Origin of the sequence: Streptomyces mutomycini, from assembly GCF_001700505.1 — a bacterium.
In the GTDB taxonomy this organism is placed as follows: domain Bacteria; phylum Actinomycetota; class Actinomycetes; order Streptomycetales; family Streptomycetaceae; genus Streptomyces; species Streptomyces mutomycini.
In genome coordinates this window covers 94,510-111,481 of record NZ_MAPV01000011.1, presented here as the reverse complement: position 1 = coordinate 111,481, position 16,972 = coordinate 94,510, and the positions used below count along the sequence as shown (strand labels likewise).

Below are 16,972 nucleotides of genomic sequence, written 5' to 3'. Positions count from 1 at the left end.
ACCCGGCTTCCGATGTGATGTGCACGACGAAGACCGGCCCGGCCTGCACGTAACGGCTCGGGAGGCGTAGCCTTGATTTCCGCTGTCCATCACCTTGTGAAGCGGAAGAGGGCGGTTGCCGCCGTGTCGTCTCAGTCCCCCAGTAACTCGAGCATCTCGACCGATCAAGAAGCAGGCTCCGGGTCCAACCCGGCCGCCGCTTTCGGCCCCAATGAGTGGCTCGTCGACGAGATCTACCAGCAGTACCTCCAGGATCCCAATTCGGTCGACCGTGCCTGGTGGGACTTCTTCGCCGACTACAAGCCGGGTACGTCCGGCACGGCGGACAAGCCCGTCCCCGCACCCGCGGGAGCGGTGACCCCGGCTCCGGCCGCCGCCGTGAACACCGTGAACAACGCAGCTCCGGCGCAGGCCCCGGCGGCGCCCCCCGCTGCCCCGGCCAAGCCCGCGGCCGCTGCTCCGGCAGCTCCCGCCAAGGCCCCGGCCGCCCCGGCGAAGGCCGCGCCCGCGAAGGCCGCCCCGGCACCCGCGAAGGCGGAGGCCCCGGCCGAGGCCCCGGGCGGCCCGGAGTTCGTGACGCTGCGTGGCCCTTCGGCCGCGGTCGCGAAGAACATGAACGCCTCCCTGGAGCTGCCGACGGCCACGTCCGTCCGCGCCGTCCCCGTGAAGCTGCTCTTCGACAACCGCATCGTCATCAACAACCATCTGAAGCGCGCCCGCGGCGGGAAGATCTCCTTCACGCACCTCATCGGGTACGCGATGGTGCAGGCCCTCAAGGCCATGCCGTCGATGAACTGCTCCTTCGCGGTGAAGGACGGCAAGCCGACCCTGGTCAAGCCGGAGCACGTCAACCTCGGCCTCGCCATCGACCTGGTGAAGCCGAACGGCGACCGCCAGCTGGTCGTCGCGGCCATCAAGAAGGCCGAGACGCTCAACTTCTTCGAGTTCTGGCAGGCGTACGAGGACATCGTCCGCCGTGCCCGCGTCGGCAAGCTCGGCATGGACGACTTCTCCGGTGTCACCGCGTCGCTGACCAACCCCGGCGGCATCGGCACCGTCCACTCGGTGCCCCGCCTGATGCCCGGACAGGGCCTCATCATGGGCGTCGGCGCGATGGACTACCCGGCGGAGTTCCAGGGCACCTCGCAGGACACCCTGAACAAGCTGGGCATCTCGAAGGTCATGACCCTGACCTCGACGTACGACCACCGGGTCATCCAGGGTGCCGCGTCCGGCGAGTTCCTGCGCGTCCTGGCCCAGCTCCTGCTCGGCGAGAACGAGTTCTACGACGAGATCTTCAAGGCGCTGCGCATCCCCTACGAGCCGGTCCGCTGGCTCAAGGACATCGACGCCTCGCACGACGACGACGTCACCAAGGCCGCGCGGGTCTTCGAGCTGATCCACTCCTACCGGGTCCGCGGCCACGTCATGGCCGACACCGACCCGCTGGAGTACCGCCAGCGCAAGCACCCGGACCTGGACATCACCGAGCACGGCCTCACCCTGTGGGACCTGGAGCGCGACTTCGCGGTCGGCGGTTTCGCCGGCAAGACGATGATGAAGCTCCGCGACATCCTCGGTGTCCTGCGTGAGTCCTACTGCCGCACCACCGGCATCGAGTTCATGCACATCCAGGAGCCGAAGGAGCGCAAGTGGCTCCAGGACCGGGTGGAGCGTCCGCGCCCGGCTCCGGAGCGCGAGGAGCAGCTGCGGATCCTGCGCCGCCTCAACGCCGCCGAGGCGTTCGAGACGTTCCTGCAGACCAAGTACGTCGGCCAGAAGCGGTTCTCGCTGGAGGGCGGCGAGTCCGTCATCCCGCTGCTCGACGCGGTCATCGACTCCGCCGCCGAGGCCCGCCTCGACGAGGTCGTCATCGGCATGGCCCACCGCGGCCGGCTGAACGTCCTGGCGAACATCGTCGGCAAGTCGTACGCGCAGATCTTCCGGGAGTTCGAGGGCAACCTCGACCCGCGGTCGATGCACGGCTCCGGCGACGTCAAGTACCACCTCGGCGCCGAGGGCACCTTCACCGGTCTGGACGGCGAGCAGATCAAGGTCTCGCTGGCCGCCAACCCCTCGCACCTGGAGGCGGTCGACCCGGTCCTGGAGGGCATCGCCCGCGCCAAGCAGGACATCATCAACAAGGGCGGCACCGACTTCACGGTCCTGCCCGTCGCGCTCCACGGCGACGCGGCCTTCGCGGGCCAGGGCGTCGTCGCCGAGACGCTGAACATGTCGCAGCTGCGCGGCTACCGCACCGGCGGCACCGTGCACGTGGTGATCAACAACCAGGTCGGCTTCACCGCCGCCCCGGAGTCCTCGCGCTCCTCGATGTACGCCACGGACGTGGCGCGCATGATCGAGGCGCCGATCATCCACGTCAACGGCGACGACCCGGAGGCCGTGGTCCGCGTCGCGCGGCTCGCCTTCGAGTACCGGCAGACGTTCAACAAGGACGTCGTCATCGACCTCATCTGCTACCGCCGCCGCGGTCACAACGAGGGCGACAACCCGGAGTTCACCAACCCGCAGATGTACACGCTGATCGACAAGAAGCGCTCGGTGCGCAAGCTCTACACCGAGTCCCTCATCGGTCGCGGCGACATCACGCTGGAGGAGGCCGAGCAGGCGCTCCAGGACTTCCAGGGCCAGCTGGAGAAGGTCTTCGCGGAGGTCCGCGAGGCCACCTCGGCGCCCTCCCAGCCGCATGTCCCGGACGTCCAGGCCGAGTTCCCGGTGGCGGTGGGCACCGCGGTCTCCTCGGAGGTCGTGAAGCTGATCGCCGAGTCCCAGGTCAACATCCCCGACGGGATCACCGTCCACCCGCGTCTGATGCCGCAGATGCAGCGTCGCGCCGCCTCGGTGGAGAACGGCACGATCGACTGGGGCATGGGCGAGACCCTGGCCATCGGATCGCTGCTGATGGAGGGCACCCCGGTCCGGCTCGCCGGCCAGGACACCCGTCGCGGCACGTTCGGCCAGCGTCACGCCGTTCTCGTCGACCAGAAGACCGGCGAGGACTACACCCCGCTGCTCTACCTCTCCGACGAACAGGCCCGTTACAACGTCTACGACTCGCTGCTCAGCGAGTACGCGGCGATGGGCTTCGAGTACGGCTACTCGCTGGCCCGTCCGGAGTCGCTGGTCATCTGGGAGGCGCAGTTCGGTGACTTCGTCAACGGCGCGCAGACCGTCGTCGACGAGTTCATCTCCTCGGCCGAGCAGAAGTGGGGCCAGACGTCCGGCGTCACCCTGCTGCTGCCGCACGGCTACGAGGGCCAGGGCCCGGACCACTCGTCCGCCCGTCCGGAGCGTTTCCTGCAGATGTGCGCGCAGGACAACATGACGGTCGCGATGCCCACCCTCCCGTCGAACTACTTCCACCTCCTGCGGTGGCAGGTGCACAACCCGCACCACAAGCCGCTGATCGTCTTCACCCCGAAGTCGATGCTGCGCCTCAAGGCGGCGGCCTCGAAGGTGGAGGAGTTCACCACCGGCGGCTTCCGCCCGGTGATCGGCGACGAGACGGTCAACGCCGAGGCGGTCCGCAAGGTCGTCTTCGTGTCCGGGAAGCTCTACTACGACCTGGACGCCGAGCGCGAGAAGCGCGGTGACACGGAGACGGCGATCATCCGTCTGGAGCGCCTGTACCCGCTGCCGGGTGCGGAGATCCAGGCCGAGATCGCCAAGTACCCGAACGCCGCGAAGTACCTCTGGGCCCAGGAGGAGCCGGCGAACCAGGGTGCGTGGCCGTTCATCGCGCTCAACCTGATCGACCACCTGGACCTTGCCGTCGGCGCCGACGTGCCGCACGGTGAGCGCCTGCGGCGCATCTCGCGCCCGCGCGGTTCGTCTCCGGCGGTCGGCTCGGCGAAGCGTCACCAGGCCGAGCAGGCCCAGCTGGTCTCCGAGGTCTTCGAGGCCTGATCAGCGGCTGTACGTCACCGGAGGACCCGGCCCCGCGAGCAACTGGCGGGGCCGGGTCCTCCGGCATTCCGGCCTCGTTATTCTGGTCGTATGTACTTCACGGACCGTGGCATCGAGGAACTGGAGAAGCGGCGCGGCGAGGAGGAGGTCACCTTCGAGTGGCTCGCCGAGCAGCTCCGTACGTTCGTCGACCTCAATCCCGACTTCGAGGTCCCGGTCGAGCGGCTCGCGACCTGGCTGGCACGGCTGGACGACGAGGACGAGGACGACTAGTCACCGCCTGCCGCCGCCCCCTTCGTTCCTGAGGCGGTCGTACGCGAACCCCAGCAGGCCCTGCGCGAGAAGGACCAGCCCTGCGGCGATCCATCCGCCGCTGCGCCGGCGGGCTCCCCACAGGGCGAGCGGCAGGCCCGTGGCGACCTGAGCCGTGGCCACCGCCCTGGCCTTCGGGCCGAGAACCCAGGGGCCGAGGCCGCTGCTCTCGACGGCGTCGAGTTCCTCGCGCACCGCGTCGCGCCAGCCGGCCCATTCGATCTGCTCCGCCTCCGGATGGATCCCGGCGACCGAGCGCAGCCGGTCGGCCGGCTCGCCCGGCGAGAGACCGGGCGGCAGGTCCACCCGGGCCCGGGTGAGCACGGCGAGCAGTCCGCGCAGCCGGGCGTCGGCGTCCGCCTCCGGGTCGGCGCGGGTGAGGGCCTCCAGCGCCTGCACGTCCAGGACGGGGTCCAGGCCGAGCCGGAGGGCGGACGTCCGCATGGCTTCGTCCTCGGCCGCCGGGGTGCCGTCGGCCAGCCAGATGTAGCCGACCGGGCGGCGGAAGCCCGAGGCGAGGGTGTAGCCGGACCGGTCACCGTCCCACCACAGGGCCAGTACGGGCCAGGTGGAGCCCACCGCGAGGGCGGTGGCCCAGCCTCCGACGACGCGGTCGACGGGCTCCGGGCCGATGCCGTCGGCCGGTGCTCCTCCCGCGCCCGGGTCGGCCGGCGCCCTGCCGCCGCCTTCGTGTCCGTTCCTCCGCCAGGGCTTCCCCTCGGGGACGAGCACGCTCCAGCCCTCTCCGGCGGGCAGGAGCAGCATGCGCTCATGCAGGAGACGGGCCACGGGCCGTACGGTCTCGGGGTCGGCCCGGCACAACAGCAGGGCGCCCACGGATGTCGCGGTCATGCCCCTCACGCTAAGGCAATTTGCCCGCATATGAACCATTCGGCACCCCTTCGCCACTCTCCGGCCCACACTCCCGCCCCGCCCCGGCCCGCACTCCTGCCGCTCTCCCGCCGCTCTCGCACCCCTCTGCGCGAGCACCCTTTCGATTCACCCTTGACTTCCCCAGTCCGCGATATATCGTGTTCTCAAGTAGACGCGATATGTTGCGTCATGCTATCCAGCGGAAGGTCGGATTCATGCCTGAATCGACGTGGAGCGTCGCCGAGCCACGAAAGCTCGCCTTCGACGACCCCGTGACAGCACTGAACGTGCGCATCGTCGACGGCATGATCAATGTCGTCGGCACGGACGAACCGACCGCCCGGCTGGAGGTGTCCGCGCTCACCGGTCCCCCTCTGATCGTGACCCTGGAGGACGGCACACTCACCGTCGCCTACGAGGACCTGCCATGGCAGGGCCTCCTCACCTGGCTCGACCGCCGGAGTCCGCAACGCAGCGCCGTGGTCTCGCTGGCCGTGCCCGCCGGCGCGACGGTGGAGGTCGGCGTGATCGGAGCCGAGGCGGTCGTCTCGGGTATCCGGGGACGCGCGGAGCTGCGGGGCATCTCGGGCGACAGCACCCTGGTCGGTCTCTCCGGAGCCGTCCGGGCCGAGACCGTGTCCGGCAGCCTGGAGGCCCAGGCCGTCACCGGCGACCTCCGCTTCCAGTCCGTCTCGGGAGACCTCACGGTCGTCGAGGGCGCCGGCACCTCGGTCCGGGCGGAGTCCGTGACCGGCCACATGGTGCTCGATCTCGACACCTCGCCGAAGCCGACGGACATCAGACTCACCTCGGTGTCCGGCGAGATCGCCATCCGGCTGCCGCACCCGGCGGACGCGAGGGTCGAGGCGAACACCGCGAGCGGCTCCGTCTCCAATGCCTTCGAGGACCTGCGCGTGGGAGGCCAGTGGGGCGCGAAGAAGATCACCGGCACACTGGGAGCGGGCACGGGGAAGCTGAAGGCGACCACCGTGTCGGGCTCCATCGCCCTGCTGCGTCGGCCCCCTGCTCAGGACAGTGCGCATGGTGCCGAGCCGACCGGAAAGGTGCTCTGACATGGCCCCCGTATTCGCCCACGGCCGTCTGCGGCTGTACCTCCTCAAGCTGCTGGACGAGGCGCCCCGCCATGGATACGAGGTGATCCGACTCCTGGAGGAGCGCTTCCAGGGGCTGTACGCACCGTCGGCGGGCACCGTGTATCCGCGGCTGGCCAAGCTGGAGGCCGAGGGCCTGGTCACCCACGCCACCGAGGGCGGCCGCAAGGTCTACTCCATCACCGACGCCGGGCGGGCCGAACTGGCAGGCCGCAGCGGCGAGCTCGCCGATCTCGAGCTGGAGATCCGCGAGTCCGTCTCCGAGCTGGCCGCCGAGATCCGGGATGACGTGCGTGGCGCGGCCGGGCGGCTTCGCAGCGAAATGCGCGCGGCGGCCTCCGAGTCCCGGCACACCGCCGGCGGCGACCGGAGCGGCTGGGACCCCGGCCTCGGGGAGAGGGAGGCGTGGCGCACGGCGAAGGAGGAGCTGCGCAAGGCCAAACAGGAATGGAAGGAGCAGGCCCGCAGGGCGAAGGACGAGTCCCGCAAGGCCCGTGAGGACGCGGACCGGGCCCGCCGCCAGGCTCAGGAGGCGCACGAGAAGGCGCGGGAGCAGATGCAGAACGCCGCGCGACAGGTCCAGGAACACTTCTCGCGGGGCGACTGGCCCGCAGGTGTGCGGGACGGACTGGCCGAGATCACCGGCCAGTTCGGCAGCTTCGCGAGAACCGGCACCTGGCCTTCGTACAGCCGCCCGGCACCCGAGGAGCCGGACATCGAGTGGGCCGCCGACGCCGCGACCACGGGCGATCCGGCCCGCGACCTGGACCGTCTGCTGGACCGTTTCCGGGACGACATCCGTGACGCGGCCCGGGACCGGGGCGTCTCAGAGAGTCAGCTCTCCGCGGCCCGCGGCCATCTGGCCACCGCCGCGGCACACATCGACTCGCTGCTGCGTGACGCGACCGACAAGGCGCCAGGCACCTCCAAGACGCCAGGCACCTCCGGAACATCCTGATGGCCGCGTGTGGGCCGGCGGCCGCCCAGCCCGGGCCGGCCCACGCGGTCCGGTCAGCCCGCCTCGGCCCGGATCGACACTCGAAGGCTGTCAACCTCCGTTGACATCATCGGTGGCGAGGCGGGCATGGCGTTCCACGTCGTAGCGGGCATCCCCGTAGCGGAGCTTCTCGCGTTCGATGCCCTCCGCGGCGAAGCCGGCTCGTACGGCCACGGCGCAGGAGGCCGGGTTGTTCGTCCGGTGTCCGAGCTCCAGCCGGTGGAGCCCCAGGCCGCCGAAGGCCCAGCGGGCCAGCGCCCGCACGCCCGCGGCGGCAACCCCTGTCCCGCGTGCCGTTCCCGTGGTCCAGTACGAGACCCAGCCGGTGCCGTGGACATGGTTCACCGCCGCCACGGCCACAGATCCGACCGCGACGCCCTCCCGGACGACGGCCCACGCGTATCCGCTGCCGGCCGCCCGTTCGCCCTCCCGGGCGGCGATCCACTCCAGCGCCTCGGCGGTGGTGGTGACGGGCCGAGCCGTCTGACGCGCCATCTCCTCGGGCGCGAAGGCACGGAGCACCGCCGGAGCGTCGTCCGGCTGCCAGGGCCTCAGCAACAGCCCTCCCGGTGCCGGCAGCTCATCGGCCGTCCTCACGAGGTGGTGAGGACGATCTTCCCGAACAGGTCACCGGTGGCGAGCCGCTCGAAGCCCTCGCGGGCCCGGTCCAGCGGCAGCACCTCGTCGATGACGGGCCGCACGCCGGTGGCCGCGCAGAACGACAGCAGGTCCTCCAGTTCGTCCTTGGAGCCCATCGTGGAACCGACGATCTTGAGTTCGAGGAAGAAGATCCGGGTCAGCTCGGCGTGCGAGGGCCGGTCGCCGCTGGTGGCACCCGAGATGACCAGGGTGCCTCCGGGCCGCAGCGACTTCACCGAGTGCGACCAGGTCGCCGCTCCGACGGTCTCGATGACGGCATCGACACGCTTCGGCAGCCGCGCACCGGGCTCGTAGGCCTCGACCGCCCCCAGCTCGACGGCCCGCTTGCGCTTGGCCTCGTCACGGCTGGTGGCGAACACCCGGAGCCCGGCGGCCTTGCCGAGCACGATCGCGGCCGTGGCCACACCGCCGCCCGCCCCCTGCACCAGGACGGAGTCGCCGGGCCGCACGCCGGCGTTGGTGAACAGCATCCGGTACGCCGTGAGCCAGGCGGTCGGCAGGCAGGCGGCCTGCTCGAAGGTGAGTTCCTTCGGCTTGGGCAGCACATTCCAGCTGGGGACGGTGACCTGCTCGGCGAACGTGCCCTGGTAGCGCTCGGTGAGGATGGAGCGCGGCTCGTCCGGGCCGACGCCGTGCCCGGTCTGGCCGATGACGGAGTGCAGGACGACCTCGTTGCCGTCCTGGTCGACCCCTGCGGCGTCGCACCCGAGGATCATGGGCAGCTTGTCCTCGGCGAGGCCCACGCCGCGCAGGGACCAGAGGTCGTGATGGTTGAGGGATGCGGCCCGGACCCGGACGGTGGTCCACCCGGACCGCGCCTCGGGCGCCGGGCGTTCACCCAGCTCGAGTCCGTCGAGGGGCCGGTCACGGTCGATGCGGGCTGCGTAGGCGGCGAACATGGCCATGACGATAGGCCGTGACGCGCCGTGACGTAACTGTTCGGTGGTGTGACACACACCCCAGCCCACCTGCGTGCGCCCCCGCCCTCCGCGGACGGACGGAGCCGCACCCGGAAGGCGAGGGCCGGAAGGCGGGGCCGGCTACGGAAAGAGGTGGGGCGGGGTGCGACCCGCGCACCCGGCCCCGCCCCTCTCTGCGTCAGCGCCTCGCGACACCCTCGGCCCGGGCGGCCGCGGCCACCGCTGCCGTGACGGCGGGAGCGACCCGCTCGTCGAAGGGCGACGGGATCACGTACTCCGCAGCCAGCTCCTCGCCGACGACGTCCGCCAGGGCGTTCGCCGCGGCGATCTTCATGCCCTCGGTGATCCGGGAGGCCCGCACCTGCAGCGCGCCCGCGAAGATGCCGGGGAACGCCAGCACGTTGTTGATCTGGTTCGGGTAGTCGGACCGCCCGGTCGCCACCACGGCCGCGTACTTGTGCGCGACGTCGGGGTGGACCTCGGGGTTCGGGTTGGCCATGGCGAACACGAACGCGCCGGGCGCCATCGAGGCCACGGCGGGCTCGGGGACCGTGCCGCCGGAGACCCCGATGAAGACGTCGGCGCCGGCCAGCGCCGTCTCCAGGGAGCCGGTGATGCCGGCCCGGTTCGTGAGCTCCGCCAGCTCGCGCTTGACGTCCGTGAGGTCGTCGCGGTCGCCGCTGACGATGCCCTTGCGGTCGGCGACGGCGACATCGCCGATGCCCGCCTCCAGCAGGAACTTCGCGATGGCCACACCAGCCGCACCGGCACCGGAGATGACGGCGCGCAGGTCACCGAGCGTCCGGCCGGACAGCTTGGCCGCGTTGCGCAGGGCCGCGAGGGTCACCACGGCAGTGCCGTGCTGGTCGTCGTGGAAGACCGGGATGTCGAGACGTTCCTGGAGCTTGCGCTCGATCTCGAAGCACCGGGGGGCCGAGATGTCCTCCAGGTTCACCCCGCCGAAGGACGGCGCGAGGCGCACCACGGTCTCGATGATCTCGTCCGCGTCGGTGGTGGCCAGCGCGATCGGCACCGCGTCGACCCCGCCGAACTGCTTGAAGAGGATCGCCTTGCCCTCCATCACGGGGAGGGATGCCTCGGGCCCGATGTCGCCCAGCCCGAGGACGGCGGTGCCGTCCGTCACGACCGCCACGACCTGCGACTTCCAGGTGTAGTCGTGGACGAGTTCCGGATTCTCGGCGATGGCGCTGCACACCTTGGCCACGCCGGGCGTGTACGCGAGGGACAGGTCGTCCTTGTCGCGGATCGGAACGGTGGCCTGCACGGCCATCTTCCCGCCGCGGTGGAGGGCGAAGGCCGGATCGAAGGGCTCGTCCGCACTGCTGAGCCCTGCCGCACCGGCCGTGCCGTGCGTCTTGCTGTCGCTGCGAGGATTGACGATCTCCGCTGCCATTGTGTTGACCCCTTAAGTCTTCATCATTTGAGGGTGGCCACTCCTGGTTGAGGAGGGGTGGGCGGGCACCGCGTACGTTCCCGGCGCTGAGCGGTCGGACCGCTCCGGCAGGGGAACAGATACGCGCGGGCGCGCCGCACACGCGCCCTGAGCCCCGGATGAGGGGTGTAAAAGTCTTTCTTACCGGACGGACCGGGCCTCTTACGAGTCGGTATCGACTCGGTGACATGACTCATAGCCGAATATCTGGACAAGTCCACTAAGGGCTACAAAGGCCGTCCGTAGGTCGAGACGCACCGGAGATTCTCCGGAGGAGCACGCACTTTCCAGCAGATGGTCCGGCCTTGCGGTACCGGTCCATTGATGTTCGGGGGTCGCCCGTTACCCGATTTTGACATGCCCGGCCCCCTGATTGGGCGAGTCCGAATGGCAAGATGCCGTAATCACACAAGGTGGCGTCACTCGAAGGTGTGTGCGTGACCATCTGACCAGCGCTCCCTCACTGCCGGAGGATTCCGATCATGACCGCAAGCACCCTCTGCCGTACGGCCGCGAAGTCCCGGATTGCCGCGGTCTGCGCAGTCGCGGTCGCCGGCACCCTGCTGCTGACCGCGTGCGGCGACCAGACCGAAAGCGGTTCGACGAAGGCCGGTGACGGCACTGCCGAGAACAGCGCCCCGCTCTTCGACAAGCTCCCGGAGAAGTACCAGAAGTCCGGCGTCATCAAGGTCGGCACGAATGCCGAGTACGCCCCGATGGAGTCCGTCGAGAACGGCAAGATCGTCGGTGTGGACCCCGACCTCGCGACGGCCCTCGGCAAGCAGCTGGGCGTGAAGTTCGAGTTCACCTCCGGCTCCTTCGACGGTCTGATCACCGCTCTCAACACCGGCCGCCACGACATCGCCATGTCGTCCATCACGGACAACAAGCAGCGCCAGGAGGGCCTGGACGACAGCGGCAAGAAGCTCGGCAAGGGCGTCGACTTCGTCGACTACTTCCTGGCCGGTACCGCCGTCTACACCAAGAAGGGCAACCCCGAGGGCATCAAGTCCATCGAGGACCTGTGCGGCAAGGGCGCGGCCGTCCAGCGCGGCACCACGTACGAGAAGGCCCTGCAGAAGCAGTCGAAGGCCTGCACGGACGGCGGCAAGAAGGCCGTCGACATCCAGTCCTTCGAGAACGACACCGAGGCCCAGACCCGCGTGAAGTCGGGCGGTGCGGTCGCCGGCGTCAACGACTACCCGGTCGCCCTCGACCTGGCCCGCAAGGCCAACGGCGGCAAGGACTTCGAGGTCGTCGGCGAGCAGGTCGACGCCGGCCCGTTCGGTATCGCCGTGAACAAGGACAACACCGAGCTGCGGGACGCGCTCAAGGAAGCCGTGGACGCGATCATCGCCGACGGTTCCTACCAGAAGGTCCTCGACAAGTGGGGGGCCGGCACCGGCGCGATCGACAAGGCCGCCGTCAACGGCGGCAAGTGACCGGCGCACCACCGAAGGGCAGTCACCGTGACTGACAAGTTCGACAAGGTGCCCGGCGGCCCATCGGTCGCCGACGCACCCGTCTCCAAGGCAACCACCGTCGCACCGGAGACCATCAAGGCCATCCCCGTCCGGCACTACGGCCGCTGGATCAGCGGCGCAGTCGTGCTCGCGCTGCTGGCAGCTCTGGTCTACGCCTTCTCGCAGGGCAACATCCAGTGGCAGGCGGTCCAGGACAAGCTGTTCGACGACACCGTGCTCGCGGGGGCGGGCCGCACGCTGATGATCAGTGTGCTGGCCATGGTCTTCGGCGTGATCCTGGGTGTGGTGCTCGCCGTCATGCGGCTCTCCAGGAACCCCGTGACCAGCTGGGTCGCGTGGCTGTACATCTGGTTCTTCCGCGGCACTCCGGTCTATGTGCAGTTGCTGCTCTGGTTCAACCTGGCCCTGATCTTCCCGGTGCTCAACATCCCGTTCATCTACAAGGACGAGATGACCGACGTGATGACGCCGTTCATGTGCGCCCTGCTGGGGCTCGCCCTCAACGAGGCCGCGTACATGGCCGAGATCGTCCGGGCCGGCATCCAGTCGGTGGACGAGGGCCAGACCGAGGCGTCGCACGCACTCGGCATGACCCAGGCGAAGACCATGCGCCGCGTGGTACTCCCCCAGGCCCTGCGCGTGATCATCCCGCCGACCGGCAACGAGTTCATCAACATGCTGAAGACCTCGTCCCTGGTCTACGCGGTCACCTACAACGAGCTGCTGCGTTCCACGTCGCAGATCGGCTCGACCAGTTACGCGGTGATGGAGATGCTCTTCGTCGCCTCCATCTGGTACATCGTGATGACCAGCGTGTTCAGTGTCGGCCAGTACTACCTGGAGCGCCGCTACGCCCGTGGCTCCTTGCGCAGCCTGCCGCTCACTCCGTGGCAGCGGGTCAAGGTCAACCTCGCCTCCTTCAGCAACCGTCCTTCGGGGGGTGTCTCCGCATGACCGCCATGGTGAAGGCCGAGGGCGTCCACAAGTCCTTCGGCGCCGCGCACATCCTCAAGGGCATCGACTTGGAGGTCGCCCCGCGTGAGGTGTTCTGCCTGATCGGCCCGTCCGGTTCCGGCAAGTCGACGTTCCTGCGGTGCATCAACCACCTGGAGCAGATCAACGCCGGGCGGCTGTACGTGGACGGCGACCTCGTCGGCTACCGGCAGAAGGGCGACAAGCTCTACGAGCTCAAGGACAGCGAGGTCGCGCTCCAGCGCCGGGACATCGGCATGGTCTTCCAGCGTTTCAACCTGTTCCCGCACATGACGGCCCTCGAGAACGTCATCGAGGCCCCGATCCAGGTCAAGGGCGAGACCAGGGCCGTCGCCCGGGCCCGTGCGGAGCGGCTGCTGGACCGGGTCGGCCTGTCCGACAAGGCGGGGAACTACCCCTCCCAGCTCTCCGGCGGACAGCAGCAGCGGGTGGCCATCGCCCGCGCCCTGGCCATGGAGCCGAAGCTGATGCTGTTCGACGAGCCGACATCGGCGCTCGACCCGGAACTGGTCGGCGACGTCCTGGACGTCATGCGCGGGCTCGCGGAGGAAGGCATGACGATGATCGTCGTCACGCACGAGATGGGCTTCGCCCGTGAGGTCGGCGACGCGCTGGTCTTCATGGACGACGGCGTCGTGGTCGAGTCCGGCCACCCGCGCGACGTCCTGACGAACCCGCAGCACGACCGGACGAAGTCGTTCCTGTCGAAGGTGCTGTAAGCCCGGCCGAGCACGCGAGGGCGGTACGGGACCCGGTCCCGTACCGCCCTCCTTCGCACTCCCCCAGCGCGGCCCGGCTGCAGGCGACCGGCGTCGTGTGATCGGGCGACCGTCTGCCCCGCCGTAACTCCATCGCCCCGCAGCAGCCCCGCCGCTACGTCATCCGTGCGGCAGCAGCTCCGGGCGCTGTATCAACGTCCGGAGCTGCTCCTGGTCGAGGGGCGGGCCCGTGAGCAGCGGCCCCTGGGACCGGTCACCGAGATAGCCACTGCTGGCCCTTACCACGAGTAGGGAGCCGTCCCCGAGCTCCAGGCGCCCGACGCGTTCGGGGCCCCACTCCGGGGTGCCGTCCTGGCCCGCGTACGCCATGGAGTCGCTCCAGGTCGTCAGGATGCTGCCGTCCGGAAGCTCCTCCCGCGCGCAGTCGGTGAAGGCCGGTTCGCCGCTCCGCGCCGCGCAGACGTCATCCAGGCCCGTGCCGCCGGACCTCTCGGCCACGGCGGAGCCCTTCATGTACCTCAGGAGGAGATAACCGGTGCCGCCGTCCTTGCGGATCAGGTACTCGCCGTCCAGCGGGCCGGCATAGGTCTTCTCCGCCTGCTCCGGGGTCGCGTTCTTGGTCAGGGTCAGGAGCGAGACCCGCGTGACGTCACCCACGCCCCTCGGCAGCAGCGCGGTCAGCGACTCGGCCTTGCCCTGCCGGCCGGAGTCGCTCACCGGGACCGCCGCCACGGAGGTCTGCTCCGTGGCCGCAGGACCGGTGAGCCCCGGCAGTGCGGCGCCACCGGCCGCGACGACCGCGAGGACGGCCACCGCCCCGGCGGCCCTGCGCCGAAGCCGGATCCTCGCGGCCCGGGCATACACCGCGCCGGTGGAGACGGCGGGCCGGCCGGCACCCTCGGCGGCCCGCTCCAGCAGTTCGCGTACATCGTTCATACAAGTTCCTCCGCCATGTCCGCGGCCATGCCGGCGCGCAGCGCCGCAAGCCCTCGTGCCGTGTGACTCTTGACCGTGTTCTCCCGCATCCCGAGCAGGTCGGCGGTCGCCTCGACGCTCAGGTCCTCCCAGTAGCGCAGCACCAGCACGGTTCGCTGCTTGACCGTGAGCCGGGCGAGTGCCGCCCGCACCATCAGTCCGGTGTCCGTGTCGGCGGGGTCTCCCGCGCGGTCGGGCAGTTCTCCGTAAGGCTGTTCGCGGCGCCAGAACCGGCGGCGTCCGGCGATGAAGGTGTTGACGAGGGTCTTGCGGGCGTAAGCCTCGATGTTGTCGAACCGCCCGTGCCGTTCACCCCCGAGGACGACCTTCACCAGCGTCGACTGGACCAGATCCTCGGCCTCGTGCCGGTCGCCGCACAGCAGATAGGCGCTGCGGAACAGCGCCGTGCGTCTGCTCTCCACGAACGCGTGCAGTGCGGAATCGTCATCGATCCGCGTCATCGGCGCCCTTTCCCGGTCCGCGGATGCGGACCGTCTCACCCTTCCAGTGCGCCGGAGCAGCGGGGAGGTTGCAGGGGATCGCGGGGCATAGCGGAAAGCGGCGGAGGGGCGGCCGGGAGCCGCCCCTCCGCCGTGCCTCTGCGCGCCCTACTTCAGGGCGAGCACCATGCTGTCCGACGGCGAGGCCCAGACCGCGCGTGCCTCACCGAAGCCGGCCTCGCGGAGGGTGCGTGCGTGCCAGTGGACGGAGGGCATGTCGCCGTCCGCGTGCTCGCCGTAGATCTCGAACCGCTCGGCGGTGGGTGCCGCGAGGACCGGGTCCTTCGCCGCGACGGCCCACCACTCCGCCCAGTCCACGGCCCCTCCGGCCCTGGCCCGGTCCATGGCCGCGTGCCGGTGGGCACGCTCGGCGGCGTTGATGCGGGGGGTGCCGGTGTCGATCATGTGGTCCGCGTTCATGAAGACTCCGCCGTCCCTGACCAGTCCGCCGATCTGCCCGTACAGGCCGGCGAGCGGCTCGCTGTGCAGCCAGTGGAGGGCGGTGGCGGTGAGCACGGCGTCGTACGAGGGGTGCGGAAGCCGCTGCGTCCACGCGGCGTCCTTGAGGTCGGCGGTCACGAAGGTGACGCGTTCGTCCCCCTCGAAGGTGCCGCGCGCGATGGCGAGCAGCGCGGGGTCGAGATCGACCCCGGTACTGGTGGCGCGGGGGAACCGCTTGAGGAGCCGGTCCGTGATACTGCCCGTACCGCACGCCAGGTCGAGCACACGCGGCTCGGGCCCCACGACGGCCTCCACCATGTCCAGCATCACCCGGAACCGCTCCTCGCGGTCCGGCATGTACCACTCCTGCTGCCGGTCCCAGCTCTCCTGCCAGGACCGCCAGTCGGTGCCCGTCGCCGTCACCGGAACCTCCACCTGCCACCGCCTCCGTAAGGCCTGTTGGGCGCAACCACCCATTACACTGGTCGACACAGCGACCATAGACCGACGCCGTAAGGACTACAAGTGGAACTGGCCTATTACTCGGACTATGCCGTGCGTCTGGTCAACACCGAGGAGCCGGCCCGCGGCAGGGACTCCCTCACCACGGTCGAGTCCGTCCGGGAACTGTTCGGCGCCAACGCCCAGGCGGCCCGCCGTGCGACGGACGCGGACGTGACCCGTTTCCGCTCGGTGCGGGCCCGGCTGCGCGCGGTCTTCGAGGCGGCCGACGAGGGCGACGAGACCCTCGCCGTCGATCTGCTCAACTCGACTCTGCTGGAGTTCCCGGTGAGCCCGCAGATCTCCGGCCATGACACTCGGGACGAGGACGGCAAACCGGACTGGCACATGCATCTCGCAGACCACCCGTCGAACGCGACGGCGGGCTTCGCCGCGATCGCCGCGATGGGCCTGGCCTTCCACCTCACCTCGCACGGCGTGGACCGGCTCGGACTGTGCGAGGCGGCACCGTGCCGCAACGCCTACCTCGACACCTCGACCAACCGCTCGCGGCGCTACTGTTCGGACCGCTGCGCGACCCGCGCCAACGTGGCCGCCTACCGGGCCCGCAAGCGCCTGGAGACGGAACTCTCCGGCGAGACGCGGCGCACCGCGGACAGCGCCCAGCCCAGCAGCCCGAGCACCGACCGCTGATCCCTGCGCAGCGGCCGGTAGCGGGCCAGCACCCGGGCCAGCACGAGCTCTTCGGGCACCGTCCCGTAGTCCGTGCTGTCCCCGCCCGCGTACGCGTTGTCGCCCAGCACCCACCAGCCGCGGCCCCGCCGCTCGGCGGCCCGCTTGACGACCAGCAGGTCCTGCTGGAGCGGGTGACGCAGGATCACCACGTCCCCGGGGCGCACCGGCGCCCCGCGCTGCACGAGCAGCCAGTCCCCGTGGTAGAGCGTGGGCACCATCGACGGCCCCGTCACCTCCACCACCTGGAACGGCTTACGCGCCGCCCGCCCACTCCACGGCTCCTGCGCCGGTTCCGGCATATGTGGCACCTCCCGGTCCATCCTCCCGCGCGAACCGCTTCGCATTCTCGGCCGCCGGTCTCATCCTCACCCCGGACTTTTGGCCTAAGCACCAGGGGGCAGCCGGTGAA

At 70.1% G+C, this 16,972-nt stretch carries 16 protein-coding genes; 8 read left to right on the top strand and 8 right to left on the bottom strand.

The genetic code is table 11. The annotated features are described in order from the left end of the window. The first annotated feature begins 123 nt into the window (after positions 1–123). Together BFF76_RS01200 and BFF76_RS01195 are read left to right on the top strand one after the other, a co-directional pair. Positions 124–3,927, top strand: a complete 3,804-nt coding sequence (locus tag BFF76_RS01200) for a multifunctional oxoglutarate decarboxylase/oxoglutarate dehydrogenase thiamine pyrophosphate-binding subunit/dihydrolipoyllysine-residue succinyltransferase subunit (RefSeq protein WP_065846750.1) — start codon at positions 124–126, stop codon at positions 3,925–3,927. 90 nt (positions 3,928–4,017) lie between these two features. After that, positions 4,018–4,200: a DUF6104 family protein gene (locus tag BFF76_RS01195; protein WP_031091411.1), complete on the top strand. Its 183-nt coding sequence runs from the start codon at positions 4,018–4,020 to the stop codon at positions 4,198–4,200. Here the strand turns inward: BFF76_RS01195 and BFF76_RS01190 are convergent, their stop codons facing one another. Further along, on the bottom strand, positions 4,201–5,091 hold the full coding sequence (locus tag BFF76_RS01190; RefSeq protein WP_065846748.1) for a hypothetical protein: 891 nt from the start codon (positions 5,089–5,091) through the stop codon (positions 4,201–4,203). Between the two features lie 236 nt (positions 5,092–5,327). On the opposite strand from BFF76_RS01190, the gene BFF76_RS01185 reads away from it, so the two are divergent. Together BFF76_RS01185 and BFF76_RS01180 are read left to right on the top strand one after the other, a co-directional pair. Then, positions 5,328–6,185 (top strand): DUF4097 family beta strand repeat-containing protein, encoded by an 858-nt coding sequence (locus BFF76_RS01185; protein WP_031091408.1) that lies wholly within the window; start codon positions 5,328–5,330, stop codon positions 6,183–6,185. Between the two features lies 1 nt (position 6,186). Beyond that, positions 6,187–7,182 (top strand): PadR family transcriptional regulator, encoded by a 996-nt coding sequence (locus tag BFF76_RS01180; RefSeq protein WP_053930470.1) that lies wholly within the window; start codon positions 6,187–6,189, stop codon positions 7,180–7,182. Between the two features lie 90 nt (positions 7,183–7,272). Here BFF76_RS01180 and BFF76_RS01175 read toward each other — a convergent pair whose 3' ends face one another. The 3 genes from BFF76_RS01175 to BFF76_RS01165 all read right to left on the bottom strand — a co-directional run bounded on the left by BFF76_RS01175 (position 7,273) and on the right by BFF76_RS01165 (position 10,215). Further along, on the bottom strand, positions 7,273–7,818 hold the full coding sequence (locus BFF76_RS01175; protein ID WP_065846746.1) for a GNAT family N-acetyltransferase: 546 nt from the start codon (positions 7,816–7,818) through the stop codon (positions 7,273–7,275). Continuing rightward, on the bottom strand, positions 7,815–8,780 hold the full coding sequence (locus BFF76_RS01170) for a zinc-binding dehydrogenase (protein WP_031091403.1): 966 nt from the start codon (positions 8,778–8,780) through the stop codon (positions 7,815–7,817). Before BFF76_RS01170 ends, BFF76_RS01175 begins: the two co-directional genes overlap by 4 nt. Before the next feature lie 199 nt (positions 8,781–8,979). Further along, positions 8,980–10,215, bottom strand: a complete 1,236-nt coding sequence (locus BFF76_RS01165) for an NAD(P)-dependent malic enzyme (protein WP_053930468.1) — start codon at positions 10,213–10,215, stop codon at positions 8,980–8,982. Positions 10,216–10,736: 521 nt separating this feature from the next. Here BFF76_RS01165 and BFF76_RS01160 point away from each other — a divergent pair. From BFF76_RS01160 to BFF76_RS01150, 3 genes are read left to right on the top strand one after another with little or no spacing between them, the layout of a single operon-like run. Then, entirely contained in the window at positions 10,737–11,696 is a 960-nt protein-coding gene (locus BFF76_RS01160; RefSeq protein WP_031091394.1) for an ABC transporter substrate-binding protein, read from the top strand. 27 nt (positions 11,697–11,723) lie between these two features. Further along, positions 11,724–12,692 (top strand): amino acid ABC transporter permease, encoded by a 969-nt coding sequence (locus BFF76_RS01155; RefSeq protein ID WP_031091392.1) that lies wholly within the window; start codon positions 11,724–11,726, stop codon positions 12,690–12,692. After that, positions 12,689–13,450 (top strand): amino acid ABC transporter ATP-binding protein, encoded by a 762-nt coding sequence (locus BFF76_RS01150; RefSeq protein ID WP_065846744.1) that lies wholly within the window; start codon positions 12,689–12,691, stop codon positions 13,448–13,450. Before BFF76_RS01155 ends, BFF76_RS01150 begins: the two co-directional genes overlap by 4 nt. A gap of 159 nt (positions 13,451–13,609) precedes the next feature. Here the strand turns inward: BFF76_RS01150 and BFF76_RS01145 are convergent, their stop codons facing one another. From BFF76_RS01145 to BFF76_RS01135, 3 genes are all read right to left on the bottom strand, one after another. Continuing rightward, on the bottom strand, positions 13,610–14,386 hold the full coding sequence (locus BFF76_RS01145) for a hypothetical protein (RefSeq protein ID WP_065846742.1): 777 nt from the start codon (positions 14,384–14,386) through the stop codon (positions 13,610–13,612). Next, positions 14,383–14,886, bottom strand: a complete 504-nt coding sequence (locus BFF76_RS01140; RefSeq protein ID WP_031091387.1) for a SigE family RNA polymerase sigma factor — start codon at positions 14,884–14,886, stop codon at positions 14,383–14,385. The genes BFF76_RS01145 and BFF76_RS01140 overlap by 4 nt, the downstream gene beginning before the upstream one ends. A 147-nt stretch (positions 14,887–15,033) precedes the next feature. Further along, a complete protein-coding gene (locus BFF76_RS01135) occupies positions 15,034–15,843 on the bottom strand; it encodes a class I SAM-dependent methyltransferase (RefSeq protein ID WP_065846740.1) in 810 nt (269 codons plus the stop codon). Between the two features lie 48 nt (positions 15,844–15,891). On the opposite strand from BFF76_RS01135, the gene BFF76_RS01130 reads away from it, so the two are divergent. Then, the gene (locus BFF76_RS01130; RefSeq protein WP_053930465.1) at positions 15,892–16,521 is read left to right on the top strand and encodes a CGNR zinc finger domain-containing protein; all 630 of its coding nucleotides are present in this window, start codon (positions 15,892–15,894) and stop codon (positions 16,519–16,521) included. Here the strand turns inward: BFF76_RS01130 and sodX are convergent. Beyond that, on the bottom strand, positions 16,425–16,862 hold the full coding sequence (sodX, locus tag BFF76_RS01125; RefSeq protein WP_065846738.1) for a nickel-type superoxide dismutase maturation protease: 438 nt from the start codon (positions 16,860–16,862) through the stop codon (positions 16,425–16,427). The two genes, BFF76_RS01130 and sodX, sit on opposite strands and share 97 nt — an antisense overlap. Between the last annotated feature and the right edge of the window lie 110 nt (positions 16,863–16,972).